Genomic DNA, 17,298 nt, shown 5'->3' with positions numbered 1-17,298 from the left:
TTTCAGTGCCCTTCCGTCTGTGTTCGAGGAGGCTGATTTCTTCTATCTTTAGGGGAGCATATAAGTAATGCAAAAGTTATTTTTACCCACTAGCAATTACATAAATTCCGCTGCTAGTTGTTCAAATTCTTCTTTTTTCAGCGATAATTCCTGTGAAGCAAGTGATTCTTCTTTAAATCCTTTCACCATCGATTCATAGGACGGTTTTTGTTTATTTTGGTAAATTAAGCCTGTTACAAGGCCATCGTATGTCATTAGTGTGTTCATAGCCTTCATACGATTTTCAGGATCATAATCTTCAATCGTTGAGAGAGAAATCAAGTTTTCTTTGAACCAAGCGTACGTGTTGATTTTATTAAAAGTTACGCATGGGCTAAATACATTGATTAAAGAAAAACCTTTATGATTCATCCCTTGTTCGATAAGAGACGTTAGTTCTTTTAAATCACTGGAGAAACTTTGAGCAACAAATCCTGCTCCAGAAGCTAAGGCCAGTTCCATCACACTTAAGGATGACTCAATAGATCCCTCTGGTGTGCTTTTTGTTTTGAAGCCCAAGTCACTTCGCGGAGAGGTTTGCCCTTTCGTTAATCCGTATATTTGATTGTCCATTACGATATACGTGACATCAATGTTTCTGCGAATAGCATGGATGGTATGACCCATTCCGATTGCAAAACCATCTCCGTCTCCTCCTGAAGCAATAACAGTCAACTCACGGTTTGCCATCTTGACACCTTGAGCAATTGGTAATGATCGTCCGTGGATACCGTGAAGACCGTATGAATTAATATATCCTGAGATTCTACCTGAACAGCCGATGCCTGACACTACCGCTAATTGCTCTGGAATAACACCGACGTTTGCCGCTGCACGTTGTATTGCCGCCTGTACCGAAAAATCACCGCACCCTGGACACCAGTTTGGTTTTACATTATTTCTAAAATCTTTAAACGTCGCCATACTTTAAAGTACCTCCTTGCATCTGTTGTGAATCTCTGAAGGTAAAAATGGATTTCCATCATATTTTAAAATGGACTCTACTTTATTTAAACGAGTATTCATTTTCAATAATTGCGCCACTTGACCCGTAGCATTATTTTCAATCACAATGACTTTCTTTGCCTTCTCTATCATACTTTCTAACTCATCCGTTGGAAACGGATGTAATAAACGTATTTGTCCGTGGTTTACTTTAACGCCATCTTTTTCAAGCATTGGGATTGCCTCTTGAATCGTTCCTCTAGTAGAGTTAACACCTAAAATTAATACATCTGCATTATCATGTTTTTCGTCTTTTACTACTGGGACTGGGAAATTAGCAATTAACGTATCTAGCTTTCTCATACGCTTATCCATCTGAGCTTTCCTGTTCTCAGGACTTTCTGATGGTTTTCCCTGTTCATTATGCTCTACACCAGTTACATGATGAAGTCCATTAGGCATGCCTGGAATAACTCGTTTGGAAATACCATCTTCTGTAACATCGTAACGCTTGAAGTATACCCCTTTTTCTTGCTCTGGAAGAACTTCTTCAGGATCTAATTTCCCCCGACGGATTTCTACTTTTTCAAAATCAAGTGGTTCCACAGTTTGCTTCCCAAGTGAAAGTGCTAAATCTGTCATAAGGATAACCGGCACTTGATACTCTTCTGCGATATTGAATGCTTCAATCGTGTCATAGAATGCTTCTTCCACACTTGAAGGGGCTAACACAACTTTAGGAATTTCCCCGTGAGTACCAAATATAACGGCAAAAATATCGGATTGCTCCTGCTTTGTAGGGAGTCCTGTACTCGGACCGCCTCTCTGCGTATCTATTATGACCAATGGTGTCTCTGTCATGCCACTAAGGCCAATTCCCTCCATCATGAGAGACAATCCAGGACCAGCCGAAGCAGTTAATGAGCGAACCCCCGCATAATTTGCACCGATCGCCATGGTACATGCTGCGATTTCATCTTCCGTTTGAATAACCGTACCGCCATAATCGGGTAATTTCCTAATAAGATACTCCATAATTTCAGAAGCTGGTGTTATAGGATATGCAGGCATAAATCTAGCGCCACCAGTTAATGCTCCTAGTGCTATCGCATCGTTACCAATCATAAACATACGATGTTTACCGTCTGCTTTTTCTAATGAAAAATCTCCAACGTTTCCGCTAGCTTCTTTCTGGAAATATTCCATCCCTGCTCGAATGGCATCCATGTTTTTTTCTACAACTGTTGCACCTTTTTTGGAAAAAATTTGTTCGACTACTGATTTAAACATTTCTGGATTTAATCCTATCACGGCTGCCGAAGCTCCAACGGCGACCATATTTTTCATCAATGAGGTACCTAAATCTGTCGCAATTTTAGTGAAAGGAACCGAAAATAACTTTGCATGTGATCCTTCCGGAAGACTAGGTGTAAATTTACTGTCACCTATTACAACTGCTCCCAAACTAAGTTCATGGTGATTTACATCAATCGTTTCTTGGTCAAAAGCAACGAGAATATCTAAATCATCTGAAATAGAATTCGTTGCCTTTGTACTAACCCTAATTTTATTATTGGTATGTCCACCTTTGATTCGCGAAGAAAAATGGCGATAACCATATAAAAAATAGCCTTGACGGTTTAAAGCCATTGAAAAAATCTCTCCCGTACTTTCAATACCTTCCCCTTGCTGTCCCCCAACTTTCCATGAAAGTTGATTTATCATTATTCACTACACTCCTTTTCATCTGCACCGGACGTTTTCCCATCTAATACAAGTGATAATCCTTCTATGAATGCGAATACATTCATGTAGTTAGTTAATCTATTATGCTTCCCCTAGTTGCTATATACCTTAAACTACTATTAAATGAGTTTGACACTTCCATTTAATTAGCTCTGGCTGAAGAACGTTTTGAACAATATGCGAGCTGGAATAAGTAAAAGAAGTGTTGCTTCTCATCTTACGTAAGTTGATATATCTATTTCTATTGTAACATAATCTCTGACCTTTCCTAGACGAAAGTTAGAATATTCAATTTTCTTTTGTGGGCATTTAGCTAATCTTTATTCAATGAATAGCCCCACTCATATAGGTTTCTTTCCTGTTATGGTTCAAGTGTTTCCACAAAAAAATACCCGACTGAGAAAGTCAGGTATTTTTTGATTTATCGGGGCTCAATGATCAACTTAATGGCGGTTCGATCCTCATTATCGATTTTAATATCTGTAAATGCTGGAATACAAATAAGATCGATACCACTTGGTGCTACAAAACCTCGAGCGATGGCAACTGCTTTCACTGATTGGTTTAATGCACCTGCTCCAATTGCTTGAATTTCTGCGTGTCCTCTTTCTCTAATGACTCCGGCTAATGCACCAGCTACAGAATTTGGATTGGATTTTGCTGAAACTTTTAGTATTTCCATTTCAGAACCTCCTTTTGGAATTGTTGTTCAATCGATTGCCAAACATCAAGTTAGCACCATGGGATTTGAAATTAATCGCTCTTTCTTTGATCAACCTATCAAAAAAGGAATGTCTTACACTTTACCTCTTTCTGTATATATTCGAAACCTCAAATTATATACATCATGTCCTTAATCAAAAAAGGGGCGGTCCTCATTAATGCTAATACGTTGAATATTTAAAGCCTTTCCAGACTGGTTATCGAGCTCAACAACTACTCCATTTAACTGTTCCCGTCCTGTTGTTACCTCAAACCTAGCAGGTAAGTTTGTTAGAAACCGGTTAATGATGACATTTCGGTCCATTCCTAAAATACCATCCAAAGGTCCCGTCATTCCAACGTCGGTAATGTAAGCTGTACCATTTGGCAGAATGCGTTCATCAGCAGTTTGAACGTGTGTATGCGTTCCAACTACAGTAGAAACCTTGCCATCCAAAAACCAACCTATGGCTAGCTTTTCACTCGTTGCTTCTGCATGAAAATCAACAAATATAAAGGGAGTTTCTTGTCTTACTTCTTCTACAATCGCTTCTAATTTCCTAAATGGACAATCGATAGGTGGTAAAAATGTTCTTCCTTGAGCATTAATAACAGCTACCTTTTTATTACCGACTTTTTTAATTACATATCCCTTACCGGGGTTTCCTTCGGGGAAGTTTGCTGGTCTTATCATATTCGATGCTGATTCATCCTCTATAAAATCAAATATTTCTTTTTTATCCCACGTATGATTTCCCATTGTTACAACGTCTACACCTAGTTGAATAAAATCGTGATAAATTTTACCCGTAATTCCTTTCCCACTTGCTGCATTTTCTCCATTTACAATCGTAAGATCAGGACGGTATTTCGATTTTAACTTCGGTAAGTATTCTCTCAGCGCTGATCTACCTGGAGAGCCAACAATATCTCCTATAAATAATATTTTCATTTTCAATCCCTCATTTTTTCATTATGTAATCATATAGTTTAGTCGATAATTCAATACGTATCAAATATAGTGAAAAACTAATTTTTGTACATTTAAGATTTCCAGTCTCTCGCACACAAACACATATGTAAATTTTATTTGCACCCAATCATTGTGATTTCAAAAAAAGTTGCATAGCGGTTTTTGATATGTGCACATTAAAGAGAACTCTTTATTTACATTTTCATCTTTTAAAAAGGAAAAAAAGTGGTATAAAATACCACTTTATTTCGCATACTCAACAGCCCTTGTTTCACGGATCACAGTAACTTTAATGTGCCCAGGGTAATCAAGTTCATCTTCAATTTTTTTCGTTATATCACGAGCAAGTTTATACGAATCTTCATCCGTAATATAATCAGGCTTCACCATAATTCGAACCTCACGGCCAGCTTGGATAGCGTATGTTTTCTCCACGCCCTCGAAAGATTCAGAGATCTCTTCAAGTTTTTCCAAACGTTTAATGTAGGTTTCCAATGTTTCTCTTCTCGCACCAGGTCTTGCTGCTGATAAAGCATCAGCTGCAGCTACCAATGTAGAGATAACAGATGTCGCCTCTGTGTCTCCATGGTGAGAGGCAATACTATTTATAACAATTGGATGTTCTTTGTATTTCGTTCCTAACTCAACACCTATTTCAACGTGGCTACCTTCTACTTCATGGTCAATTGCTTTACCAAGGTCATGAAGGAGACCGGCACGTCTTGCCATTTGAACGTCTTCCCCTAATTCTGCTGCCATGATGCCCGATAAATGAGCAACTTCCACAGAATGCTTAAGCACATTTTGCCCATAACTTGTACGAAATTTCAAACGACCTAAGATCTTAATTAAATCGGGATGTAAATTATGAATTCCCATTTCGAATGTCGTTTGTTCCCCATACTCTCGAATTAATTCATCCACTTCTCTTCTTGCTTTATCCACTGTTTCCTCAATTCTTGCTGGGTGAATTCGGCCGTCCTGGACAAGTTTTTCAAGAGCAGTTTTTGCAATTTCCCTTCGTATAGGATCAAAACCAGAAAGGATAACTGCTTCAGGAGTGTCATCGATTATTAAATCGATTCCTGTTAATGTTTCTAATGCACGAATATTTCGGCCTTCTCGGCCAATAATTCGACCTTTCATTTCATCGTTTGGTAAACTAACAACAGAAACAGTAGTTTCCGCAACATGATCCGCAGCACATCGTTGAATCGATAAAGAAAGAATTTCTTTCGCTTTCTTATCTGCTTCTTCCTTCGCTCGCGTAACAGATTCCTTTATAAAAACTGCCTTTTCATGTGCCAACTCATCTTCCATTGTCTTCATAATAATTGCTCTTGCTTCATCTTTCGTAAAAGCAGAAATTCTTTCTAATTCTAGCTTTTGTTCTTGTAATGATTCCTCGACTTTGCTATTCATCTCGTCGATTTCATGCTGACGTTTCGACAATTGCTCTTCTCGTTTTTCAAGAGTAACTTCCTTTTTGTCCAACGTTTCACTTTTTCGATCCAATACTTCTTCTTTTTGAACTAATCGATTTTCTTGTTTTTGAATATCGTTCCGACGATCACGAACTTCTTTTTCAGCATCCATTCGAAGCTTATGAGCTTCGTCTTTTGCTTCAAGAATTGCTTCTTTTCTGCTCGAGTCCGCTTCGCGTTTAGCATCGTCAATCGTATGCTTCGCCAATGCTTCTGCACTCGATATTTTTGCTTCTGCGAGTGATTTACGGACGAAATATCCAACTAGAAAAAAGATTACTACAGTGAATAGCAAAATGAGGATTTGTACGATCAGACTATCCAAGACTGATTCACCTCCTCATGCTATTTCTCGGTGGAACTAAATTTCAAATTTCTTTACATGTTCATCCATTCATAAATAAAGCATTTCATACATCCAAATACGACTTTAAGAAAAAAATCGTAAAATGCAGTATTCTCACTAATTGTATGCTTCATACTCAATAATGTCAAGCATTGGTAAGGGTTCTAAGACCTATTTTTTACATCTGAGGGTAACCCAAAGGAGTCCCGAAAAATAACCGGAACTCCTCCTGTTTTTTCATTATTTTAAATCTAATGGTAGGTCTGCTTCTTCATCAACCTCTTCTGGAACGGGAACATCTTTTGGCTTGACTAGCCCATGATGCTCACGGATTTGTTTTTCAATGTCTGCAGTAATTTCAACATTTTCTTTCAAAAACTGCTTGGCATTTTCTCGGCCTTGTCCCATTCGCTCACTGTTAAAGGAATACCATGCACCACTTTTTTGAACGATATCCAATTCTGATCCGATATCTAGGATCGATCCTTCTCTTGAAATACCAAGTCCGTACATGATATCTACCTCTGCTACTTTAAACGGAGGAGCAACTTTGTTTTTTACTACTTTAATTTTCGTTTTATTCCCTACCATATCATTTCCTTGCTTAAGTGTTTCTGCACGACGGACTTCAAGTCTTACCGAAGCATAAAACTTAAGTGCTCGCCCCCCTGGAGTAGTCTCCGGGTTACCAAACATGACCCCAACCTTTTCACGGATTTGGTTAATAAAGATAACGATTGTTTTCGATTTGCTAACCGCGCCCGAAAGTTTTCGTAAAGCTTGAGACATGAGACGCGCCTGTAAACCAACGTGTGAATCTCCCATTTCCCCTTCAATTTCAGCTTTCGGCACTAGCGCTGCAACCGAGTCAACAACTACGATATCAACAGCACCACTTCGAACTAGTGCTTCAGCAATCTCTAAACCTTGCTCTCCAGTATCAGGCTGCGACAAAAGTAGATTGTCAATATTAACGCCTAAATTTTGGGCATAAACAGGATCTAATGCGTGCTCTGCATCGATAAAAGCGGCTTGTCCACCATTTCCTTGAACTGCAGAAATAGCGTGCAAAGAAACGGTCGTCTTACCTGATGATTCAGGACCATATATTTCAATTACTCTTCCTCTTGGATAGCCACCTATTCCTAAAGCAATGTCTAATGCTAATGAGCCACTTGAAATGGTCGATACACGATGCTCCGGTTGCTCACCCAGCTTCATAATAGATCCTTTACCAAATTGTTTTTCAATTTGTTTTAACGCCATATCTAATGCTTGTTTACGATCTGACATTCTACAATCTCTCCTTCATCTATTTAAAAATTTTACTATCATACTTGAATTCTATCTTATCCTATTTAAACACACTTGCCACCATTTTTACAAACATTCGTTCGCTTTTTCATTTTACAAATAAAAAACCGCCTCGTCAATAGATAAGGCGGATTCTATTTTAATTATTTTCTTTTAGGTCTCGGTTTTGCCGGCTCCAGATTAATTCTGGCACCACTGACTCTCGAGTATTTTAACCCTTCGTACACAAACGGTGCTACTTCTTCTGGCACTTCCAAGAACGTAAAGTTTTCAAAAATATCTACTCTCCCGACAGATTTCGGATTCACTCCGACAAGACGTGATACTTCATCGACTAATTTTTTCGGTGTCAAATCTACATTACGCCCAACGTTGATAAAGAAACGGGTCATTCCTTTTTGAGCTCCTGTCTCGCCAAAGTTATACCCATCGTCATTCATATCATCACGGCTGTAGAAGGCAAGTTTCATTAAAGCAGTAACCACTTTTTCCGCAGGATATTGGTCTAGTAAATCTGTAACAACACTATCATACAAACTCTCTTCCTCTTCATCGTTTTCAATTAAATCGATGATTTGACCTTTCCACACATGTTGCTGTTTTTCCACTACCTCTTCCACTGAAGGTAAACTTTGTGCAGGAATATTCATCTTAATTTGTGACTCAATAGAACGTAAATGTTTCATTTCTCTTGGTGTAACAAGCGTTAACGCAATACCATCTCTTCCGGCTCTACCCGTTCGTCCGATTCTATGGACATAACTCTCCGGATCTTGAGGGATGTCATAGTTGATCACGTGCGTAACATTTTGAACGTCTATTCCCCTAGCAGCAACGTCAGTTGCAATTAGAAATTCAATCGCTCCATCACGAAACTTTTTCATGACCATATCACGCTGCGATTGAGATAAGTCTCCGTGAAGTCCATCTGCCATATACCCTCTTGCTTGAAGCGCTTCGGTTAATTCTGCTACACCTTTTTTAGTTCTGCAAAAGATAATTCCTAATTCGATCGTTTCACTATCAATAACTCGGCATAAAGAATCTAATTTATTTTTTTCAAGTACTTTATAATAGACTTGATTAATTGAAGGCGCAGTAACGTCTCCTTTGCTAATCGTAATTTGCTTAGGATTTTTCATGTATTTGTTAGAAAGTTTGCGAATTGCCGGAGGCATTGTCGCTGAAAACAGCATCGTTTGACGATCACTGTTCACTTGCTTAAGAATCTTTTCAATATCCTCAACAAAACCCATATCAAGCATTTCATCCGCTTCATCCAAAATAAGCGTATGAACTTTTTGTAATTTTAAAGTACCACGATTCAGGTGATCTAAAATTCTACCAGGTGTTCCGACAACTATTTCCACACCTCTATTCAAGGACTTGATCTGATGCCCAATAGATTGCCCCCCGTATACAGGTAAAGTCTGAACATGCATAAATTTAGAAAGTTTTTGTAATTCTCCTGCTACTTGAATCGCCAATTCTCGTGTAGGAGTTAAAATAAGCGATTGAACATGCTTTTCCTTCGTTAAATGCTCTAACAACGGAATTCCAAATGCTGCAGTCTTACCTGTTCCTGTTTGCGCTTGTCCAATGACATCTTGATTTTTTAGTATTTCAGGAATAATTTTTTCCTGAATAGGTGATGGAGCTTCGAACCCCATATCTTTTATTGCTCTTTGTAACTCATCAGAAATTTCAAACTCTTCGAACTTCATCATTATTCATCCACCTTTTCCTTACTAAGTTCATGTAGAAGATAATAAAAACCATGCTTTGCAGCTCTTTCACGTATATTTTTTCGGCTACCTGCTAATTGTAATTTAAACACTTCTACATTGTCATTTACTGCTATTCCAATGTAAACTAGACCTGCACTCTTGTCCTCCAAAGAATCAGGACCTGCAACACCTGTAAAACTGATACCAACATCTGTTTTAAGTAGTTTCTTTACATTCAAAGCAAGAAGTTCAGCACACCTTTTACTCACTGCGCCTTCCTTGGTTAATACTTCTTGCGGTACAGATAATTGAGCTTCCTTCACTGCATTACTATAACATATGATTGCACCCTTAAAAACTGATGACGATCCAGCAACTTCGGTTAAGTTACTAGAGAAATCCCCTCCTGTCAGGCTCTCTGCTGCTCCGATTGACAACTTTAATTCTTGAAGTCGGTCAACCACTATATCATGCAACTGTGCCTCTCCTTCACCATAAAAATAGGGAGATACACGACTGACAATCTTTTGCTTCAATTCTTCCAGTTTTAGTTCGTTTTCACTCGCATCCGTGCCTTTCACCGTCAACCTTAATGTAACTTCTCCACCTGAAGCTAGAGGCGCTACAGTTGGATTTGTTTGCGATTCAATAATGTCATCAATTTCGTGAACCAATTGCGATTCCCCAATATTAAAAAAACGTAACACTTTTGATTGGATTTGATCTTTTGTATGTAATTCCTGTTGTAGAAATGGTCCAGTATATCTTTCAAACATTGGAATCATCTCTGTAGGTGGTCCTGGAAGAAGAATTACTTTCTTCCCAGATACATCTACTGCCATACCACAGGCCAAGCCATGATCGTTAGGAAATACGTAAGAATCTTGGATTATTAACGCTTGTTTCAGGTTGTTTTCCGTCATTTTCTTTTCGCGTCCAGCAAAATATGCATGAAGTCTTGCTTCTGTATTCTCGTCATACACGAGTTCCCTACCTGTAATTTTGGCTAGGATTTCTTTCGTTATATCATCTTTTGTCGGTCCTAAACCACCAGTGAGGATAAGTAAATCGGATCTCTCTAGTGCAGTTTCTACTGTTTTTTCCAAGCGAGCTTCATTATCCCCCACAACAACGTGGTGATAGACATCAATCCCAAGTTTTGAAAGTTCTGAGGATAAAAATGTAGCATTTGAATTTTCGATCTGCCCTAGCAGTAGCTCCGAACCTACAGCGATAATTTCTGCATTCATGTTGTAATCATCCTTCCCATACCATCACATTGATTTATTCAAGACATGTTTATTTTTCACAAAATAATCTATGCCGGATAGTACTGTTAGAATGACTGCGACATATACCATTATCGTTGCAAAAGGAAAATTCATGAGTTCAAAAATCATGTTATGCAGTAGTAGTGCTGCTGCTGCAATGATTTGGCTTACTGTTTTCCATTTCCCCCAAGTACTTGCAGCAATAACCTCACCTTCGCCTGAAGCTACAAGTCTTAACCCGGTCACAGCAAACTCTCTACTTAAGACCACAATAGCTGCCCAAGCAGGGAACATGTCCAAACCAACAAGAGAAACAAAAGCAGCTGTAATAAGCAATTTGTCTGCTAACGGATCGAGAAACTTCCCCATGTTTGTTACTAAATTATGTTTTCTCGCATAGTAACCATCAAGCCAATCTGTTGCACTGGCAATGATAAAAATGATGGCAGCAACGAAATGGTGAACGGGAATATCCGCACCTAATATACTCCAAACTCCCCAGTTGAATGGAACAAGCAAAAACACCATAAAAAGAGGGATTAATATAATCCGTGATATTGTAATTTGATTTGGAATGTTCACGAGAATCCTCCTATCTGCTTCATTTTATTATGTAAATATATTCTGGACCTTTTCAATTTTATCAAAAAGACAGGCGTAATGCGAATACTAACGATTCTGATTTTTCTTTAATAGCCAAAAGGGATGAATCAAGGCCAAAGCAGACCATATGACACACCCCAATACAAACAATATGAAAAATTTCTCATAAGAAAAACGCAAAGCGTCTTTTGTTAAATACAGCGTGAGCTTTCACCACCAACATTTAAGCATCATTCAAGCCCTCTGTTCAAAAGCATACATCTCTTAAAATTAAGAAAACTATAAACTTTTCTCTTAATACTGAATTATTTTTTGATTACGATTCTAACTCCACTTCAACATATTGCCGAACCCCTGCATCGTCGTTTTGATACTCCAATAGCTCATCGTTAATATAAATATCAGCTGTTGTTACGTTTCCAAGATTAAAAATAATGTGTGATTCATCTGAGACGTCTAAAGAAACAGTATCACCTTGAGTATGCGGTCCTTCATGAAGACTATCGCCATCCGAATTAGAAATTCCGATCCAACTGTCTCCCGTGACTTCTATGCGAATCTCAAAGCTGTCCGTGCCTGAAAGTTGGTAGAAAGAACGATTACCCTCTATTGAGTCTAGAGTCATTGACTGAGCTACTTCTTCTTCCTCTTCTTCATTATTCTCTTCACTGTTTGCATTGCTCTCATTTCCACTACCGTTGGCAGCGCTGCTATCTTCTTCATTACTAGCATTACTCACTGCTTCTTCATTCCCGTCGACGGTTTCATTCTCGTTGACGGAATCAGTGATTTCAAGAGACGGCTGCTCCTGTTGTTGTTCTCTCGGAACAGATGCATCATCACTATTGCCTTGATTGAAAAGCCAGATTCCACATGCAATAACTAAAAGAAAAATTACAAGCACAATCGTAGGGATGAACGATGCAAAACGAGATTTACGCCTCACTGTTCTAGGTTTTGAACGATTTACTCTTGGCGGAAGATCGACCCGTTCTCTCTTGGGTTGAGGTAATTCCTCCTTGTGCTCATCAAAAATCATATCAGGATCTAAACCTACTGCTTCTGAGTAGCTTTTCACAAAAGCTCTGGCATAGAATTCACCTGGCATCTTTGAAAAGTCACCTTCTTCTATTGCCATTAAATAACGCTTTTGTATTTTTGTAACTTTTTGCATTTCCTCTAGCGTATAACCTTTTTCTTCTCTAGCTGACTTTAGTCTAATTCCTAGTTCTGACATTTAAACACCCACTAACTACCTGATATCAAAGGATGAGAAGCCTGATTCTACAGCCTCGTATGTAATTTCTTCGTTCTCATCACTTCGAAGTTCAATGATATAATCAAAATCTTTTAAAGTATATTCCGTTTCCCTAATAAATATATCAGGGTGCTCTACAACTTTTGTTGCAGGAAGTCTCATCATTTCCGATACAAGCATTTGATGCCTTTCTGACGCTCTCATTGTAGACACGATTCCATCAATAATATAAATATGATGTTCTGACATTTCATCATCGGCAAGTTGACTGCGTATTGTCTGTTTTAAAAGAGTGGAGGATAAAAAAGACCACCTTTTGTTCGCACAGACACTTGCAGCGACAACAGACTCTGTTTTGCCGACACGCGGCATTCCACGAATACCAATTAGGCGATGACCATCTTTTTTAAACAATTCAGCCATGAAATCCACCAGGATTCCAAGTTCTTCCCGTGTAAAGCGAAATGTTTTTTTTTCATCCTCATCCCGCTCAATATAACGACCATGCATAACAGCTAATCTGTCGCGAAGCTTTGGTTGGCGGATTTTACGTAACGTGATCACATCCATCGTTTCAAGAATCAATCTTAGTCGCATGATAGCTTCATCATTAACACTTTTAATTAACATTCCTCTTCGACGGTGCTCAACACCATTAATTGTAACAATATTTATATGGAGCATTCCCAATAAAGAAGCAATTTCACCAAGTAGCCCTGGTCGATTTTCATGGATTTGATATTCCATGTACCACTCTTTTTGTTCCATTGGTAACTCCCTTCGTTTAGTTTAGCATATGTCTCTTGCTATCATAATAGATTTTTTTCATCATTAAAAGGGATTTATGAAAATCCGGGATAATTCCTTCAGGTTTTAGGCAATATTTCCAAAAAGAATTGAAAAATGTGGAAAACTATGTGAAATAATATAAATATATTGGCAATTTCGCTATAAAGAGAAAGAGCACCGTCATAGAGACGATGCTAGAAAAGCTCTTCTTATTCACTCTATTTTTGTACAAGTTTTACCATCATATTAGCTATTGCATGTTGTTCTTCTTCAGATGCAACAGACCACATATCGGCTAACACTTGCTCTTGCTCATTCTTTGGTTGTACTTCATCAGCTAAATATTCTCCAACTTGATAAGCTACCTCTGAGACAGTTGACTGATCCATTCCATCACTTTGACCTTGATCGAGTTTGCCGCCTAAGAAATCTTTCCATTGATCCCAATGATCTAATACGGACATGCTTCATTCCTCCTTTTTGTTATCTTCGTGTTTATTTTCTCACGAAAGAAGAATATTATTCACACCTGTAAAAGATTCGTTTAACAATACCAAGCACCGTTAAGCCGGAGTATATGTCCATTCATATAAGTCATTTCGGGCGATATCAGAAATTCTACCGCTACCCCAACTTCCCTTGCCTCACCTATGCGACCTGCAGGTATACTATTCTCCAGATGCTCCATTTCCTCCAGCGTATACTCACCTAACATTTTTGTTTTTATGGCACCTGGTGCGATACCGTTTACTTGAATTCCACTAGGTGCTACTTCTTTAGCTAATGCTTTCACAAATGCATTCTGTCCGCCTTTAATCATTGAGTATGACACCTCATTCGAAGCTCCAGTTTCGCCCCAAATAGAAGTAATAAAGATTATTTTTCCTTTTTTGTTTGAAATCATCGCCGGTAAGAACTCTTTTGTAATCATCGATGGTGTGATAAGACCAATAGCCATTTCCGTAGCCAGTTCGTCTTGTGAAATGTCTTGTAATAACCCGGAGTTTGACACACCAGCATTATGAACAATGACCTCTGGAGTAACCGATAGTGATTGGATAATACTAATTGTCTCTGTTGCATCAGCAAAATCTGCTTGAAATATTTTGCAATTGCTCTCATACGTTTTCTCTATTTCCAGTAAAAGTTTATCCATTGCGGATCTATTTTTATGATAGTGGAGAATTAAGTCATAGCCTGCTTTTGCAAGTCTAATACTAATCTCATGACCAATATCCCCACTGGCACCGGAAATAAATGCTACAGGTCTAGTCATTACTATTCGTGCTATCCTCACTTTTAACAATACATTGACTCATCTGAGTATCCAAAGTGAAATGCTCTTTCATCGTTTCTTTTAATTGCTCTAAAGTTAATGACTCAAGCATAGGGATTACATGAAATAGATCCATATCATTAAAACGATAACGGGTAAATTGGTTTGCAATAAATTCAGGAGAGTTCATCGCCTTTAGGAAATATCCGATTTTCTTTTTTCGAATTCTATCTATTGCTTCTTGGTCAATAGGCTGTTCAATAAAATCTTTTACCATCTCTTCAATTCGGGAAGCTAATAGTTCTGGATCATTAGAATCTCCACCGATGACAGAAAAACCAAATCCTTGCTCTGCTGTATAATCAAAACTAAAGCTATCATCAATTAATCCTTCTTCATAAAGGCTTTGATAATTTGTTGAACTTTGTCCAAACATCATTTCCAGAACTAACTGTAACGATAACTCGTGTCTTAAAAGGTCTTCACCGCTTCTATTTGGATTTTTATCCTTAATACCTACTAAACATTTCCCTGTATTAACTGGCATAGGAATAACTTTTTTCTTTGTACTAACTTCTGAAGATTCCGATTCAAAAAAGCGTTTAATCTCTTCAGGTTTTGCGAACGTTTTTGCTTTTTGATTGTTTTTCACTTGTTCCATCACTTCATCAGGGACTACATTTCCAACGATAAATAAAACCATGTTACTAGGATGATAAAATGTTTCATAACATGTATATAGTAATTCTTTCGTTGTTTTCATAATTGAGTCTACTGTCCCTGCAATATCAATAGAAACAGGATGATTTTGGTACATTGCTGTCAACAAACCAAAGAAATTTTGCCAATCCGGATTATCTTCATACATCTTAATTTCCTGTTCAATAATTCCTTTTTCTTTTTCAACAGATTCATCTGTAAAATAAGGTTTCTGAACAAAATTCATTAATGTTTCAAGATTATCTTTTACATTCATCGTACTTGAAAATAAATAAGCTGTTCTCGTAAAGCTAGTAAATGCATTTGCCGATGCGCCTTGTTTACTGAACTGCTGGAATACATCGCCTTCTTCGTCATCAAACATTTTATGCTCTAAAAAGTGAGCAATACCATCTGGTACTCGTGTCTTTTCATCTTTACCAAGAGGAGTAAAATGATTATCGATAGATCCGTATTTAGTTGTAAACGTTGCAAATGTTTTATTAAACCCTTTTTTAGGCAAAACATACACCTGCAGACCGTTAGATAGTTCTTCCGCATAAAGCGTCTCTTGTAATTGATCAAATGTAAGCTTACTCATTTGCAGATTCCTCCTTTCCCTTTAAAAAATAAGTGGTGTCCAGTTGAATTTTTGATGCGACCTGTACGATATCTTCTTTCGTCACTTCGTCTATTCTAGTCATCCATTCCTCTAAGGGAATTCTTCCGACCCCTACTTCATTTTGATATTCCAACTCAATTCTTCCACGTGGCGAATCCATTGTTTCAAGGATTTGATTTTTAAATACAGCTTTTGTTTGCTCTATGTCTTCCTCTGTGAATTCACCGTTTTGCATGTCTTCCATCTGCTTGAAAATGATACTAGTTGCTTCATCGTATTTATTTGATTCAATACCGGCCATTACGATTAATAGACCTTTCATACTTTCAATCCGGGATGCTGCATAATAAGCAAGCGATGCTTTTTCACGAACATTTATGAAAAGTTTCGAATGAGAAAAACCGCCGAATATACCGTTGAATAATTGTAAGGCAAAGTACTCCTGGTCTCCGTATGTAACATTAGTCCGGTAACCTAAATGTAGTTTACCTTGCTGTATTTCTTGTTCTTCAACAACTTCGCGTGGCTCTCTTGATTGCTGGTTTGCACTAGAATCTGGGGAGTTATTATTAGTATTAGTTGTTTCATTGCGAGTGATCATAAAATACTTTTCAATCATTTCTTTTAAATCGTCATGATCCATATCGCCCATAATATAAAAATCTATTTGATCATTTTGCAACACTTGCTGATAATATTCAAACAGGTTTTTACTGTCTATAGCATCTAAATCTTTTTCTTCCCCTAATACGTGAAGACCAAAAGGTTCGTTCTTACACATTTCTTCTGTCAATCGTTTGTTAGCAAATCTCATTTTATCATCAAAAATAGACGCAAGTTTTTGGCGCTGCGTTCTTATTTCGTCCGAGAGTATTTTATCATCAAATTGATTATTTGATATTTTTGGATGAAGAAAGACTGAAGAAAGCAATTTTAAGCCTTGTTCCATTAAAGGCGTGTTATCTTTTAAGAATTTTTCGTTTGCAATATCCATTCGGAATGACATAATCTGATTTTCACCTTTTTTTACAATATCACCTTGCAAAGAAGCACCATAGAGATCTTCTAAAGCACTTCGCAGAGCCAATCTTGTTGGATAATCCTCTGATCCACTTTGTAAAACTTGAGGCAGAATAGCCCTTTTGGTTACCGTGTCTTTCGCTAATGGGGCTTTCAATTGGATGACAAATGTATTCGTTTTAAATGTGGTTGATGGAATATAATGCACATTTATGCTTCCAGATTGGAAATGAATCACTGGTTCTTGGTTCATATAAATTACCTCCCTCTAATTATTAATACTATTCCTTAAAATGAACTGATTATGTTATTTCATACTCTTTAATTGTACTTAACAGACCAATAATTAGCAAAAAATTCATATTGACAATGAAAATACTAGCTATTTTTATAAAACAACAAAAATAAGCAATAAATCGAGATGTGATCACCCGTTCAAGATAAACTCTCAACAGATAATCACACTTCGGTTCATTACTTACTA

The 17,298-nt window shown here is 37.7% G+C and carries 15 protein-coding genes; all 15 read right to left on the bottom strand.

Annotation, left to right across the window (positions count from 1 at the left end; all coding sequences use genetic code 11):
* Positions 1-96: 96 nt before the first annotated feature.
* The 15 genes from ACHABW_RS01000 to yfmF all read right to left on the bottom strand — a co-directional run bounded on the left by ACHABW_RS01000 (position 97) and on the right by yfmF (position 17,067).
* Positions 97-963, bottom strand: coding sequence for a 2-oxoacid:ferredoxin oxidoreductase subunit beta (locus ACHABW_RS01000; RefSeq protein ID WP_435753653.1), 867 nt, complete (start codon positions 961-963; stop codon positions 97-99).
* A gap of 3 nt (positions 964-966) precedes the next feature.
* Positions 967-2,709, bottom strand: a complete 1,743-nt coding sequence (locus ACHABW_RS00995; RefSeq protein ID WP_435753652.1) for a 2-oxoacid:acceptor oxidoreductase subunit alpha — start codon at positions 2,707-2,709, stop codon at positions 967-969.
* 442 nt (positions 2,710-3,151) lie between these two features.
* Positions 3,152-3,412, bottom strand: coding sequence for a stage V sporulation protein S (locus ACHABW_RS00990; RefSeq protein WP_110936293.1), 261 nt, complete (start codon positions 3,410-3,412; stop codon positions 3,152-3,154).
* Between the two features lie 171 nt (positions 3,413-3,583).
* Positions 3,584-4,384: a TIGR00282 family metallophosphoesterase gene (locus tag ACHABW_RS00985; RefSeq protein WP_110936294.1), complete on the bottom strand. Its 801-nt coding sequence runs from the start codon at positions 4,382-4,384 to the stop codon at positions 3,584-3,586.
* A gap of 264 nt (positions 4,385-4,648) precedes the next feature.
* Positions 4,649-6,214: a ribonuclease Y gene (gene rny / locus ACHABW_RS00980; RefSeq protein WP_110936295.1), complete on the bottom strand. Its 1,566-nt coding sequence runs from the start codon at positions 6,212-6,214 to the stop codon at positions 4,649-4,651.
* A 261-nt stretch (positions 6,215-6,475) separates the two neighbouring features.
* A complete protein-coding gene (recA, locus tag ACHABW_RS00975; RefSeq protein WP_110936296.1) occupies positions 6,476-7,528 on the bottom strand; it encodes a recombinase RecA in 1,053 nt (350 codons plus the stop codon).
* Between the two features lie 164 nt (positions 7,529-7,692).
* Complete coding sequence (locus tag ACHABW_RS00970; protein ID WP_110936297.1) at positions 7,693-9,276, bottom strand: DEAD/DEAH box helicase; 1,584 nt, start codon at positions 9,274-9,276, stop codon at positions 7,693-7,695.
* Positions 9,276-10,526 carry a competence/damage-inducible protein A gene (locus ACHABW_RS00965; protein ID WP_435753651.1) on the bottom strand — a complete coding sequence of 417 codons (1,251 nt, stop codon included), beginning with the start codon at positions 10,524-10,526 and terminating at the stop codon, positions 9,276-9,278. Before ACHABW_RS00965 ends, ACHABW_RS00970 begins: the two co-directional genes overlap by 1 nt.
* A 24-nt stretch (positions 10,527-10,550) precedes the next feature.
* Positions 10,551-11,129 (bottom strand): CDP-diacylglycerol--glycerol-3-phosphate 3-phosphatidyltransferase, encoded by a 579-nt coding sequence (gene pgsA, locus ACHABW_RS00960; RefSeq protein ID WP_110936299.1) that lies wholly within the window; start codon positions 11,127-11,129, stop codon positions 10,551-10,553.
* Between the two features lie 337 nt (positions 11,130-11,466).
* Entirely contained in the window at positions 11,467-12,387 is a 921-nt protein-coding gene (locus tag ACHABW_RS00955; protein ID WP_435753650.1) for a RodZ domain-containing protein, read from the bottom strand.
* A gap of 15 nt (positions 12,388-12,402) precedes the next feature.
* The gene (locus ACHABW_RS00950) at positions 12,403-13,176 is read right to left on the bottom strand and encodes a YmfK family protein (RefSeq protein WP_110936301.1); all 774 of its coding nucleotides are present in this window, start codon (positions 13,174-13,176) and stop codon (positions 12,403-12,405) included.
* A 239-nt stretch (positions 13,177-13,415) separates the two neighbouring features.
* Positions 13,416-13,661 carry a DUF3243 domain-containing protein gene (locus tag ACHABW_RS00945; protein WP_110936302.1) on the bottom strand — a complete coding sequence of 82 codons (246 nt, stop codon included), beginning with the start codon at positions 13,659-13,661 and terminating at the stop codon, positions 13,416-13,418.
* A gap of 80 nt (positions 13,662-13,741) precedes the next feature.
* Positions 13,742-14,473, bottom strand: coding sequence for an elongation factor P 5-aminopentanone reductase (gene ymfI / locus ACHABW_RS00940; protein ID WP_435753649.1), 732 nt, complete (start codon positions 14,471-14,473; stop codon positions 13,742-13,744).
* A complete protein-coding gene (gene yfmH / locus ACHABW_RS00935; protein ID WP_110936304.1) occupies positions 14,466-15,773 on the bottom strand; it encodes an EF-P 5-aminopentanol modification-associated protein YfmH in 1,308 nt (435 codons plus the stop codon). Before yfmH ends, ymfI begins: the two co-directional genes overlap by 8 nt.
* The gene (gene yfmF, locus ACHABW_RS00930) at positions 15,766-17,067 is read right to left on the bottom strand and encodes an EF-P 5-aminopentanol modification-associated protein YfmF (RefSeq protein WP_435753648.1); all 1,302 of its coding nucleotides are present in this window, start codon (positions 17,065-17,067) and stop codon (positions 15,766-15,768) included. Before yfmF ends, yfmH begins: the two co-directional genes overlap by 8 nt.
* Positions 17,068-17,298: the final 231 nt, after the last annotated feature.

Origin of the sequence: Salipaludibacillus sp. CF4.18 (assembly GCF_051262595.1) — a bacterium.
Lineage (GTDB): Bacteria > Bacillota > Bacilli > Bacillales > Salisediminibacteriaceae > Salipaludibacillus > Salipaludibacillus neizhouensis.
This window is presented reverse-complemented; position numbering and strand designations above follow the sequence as displayed.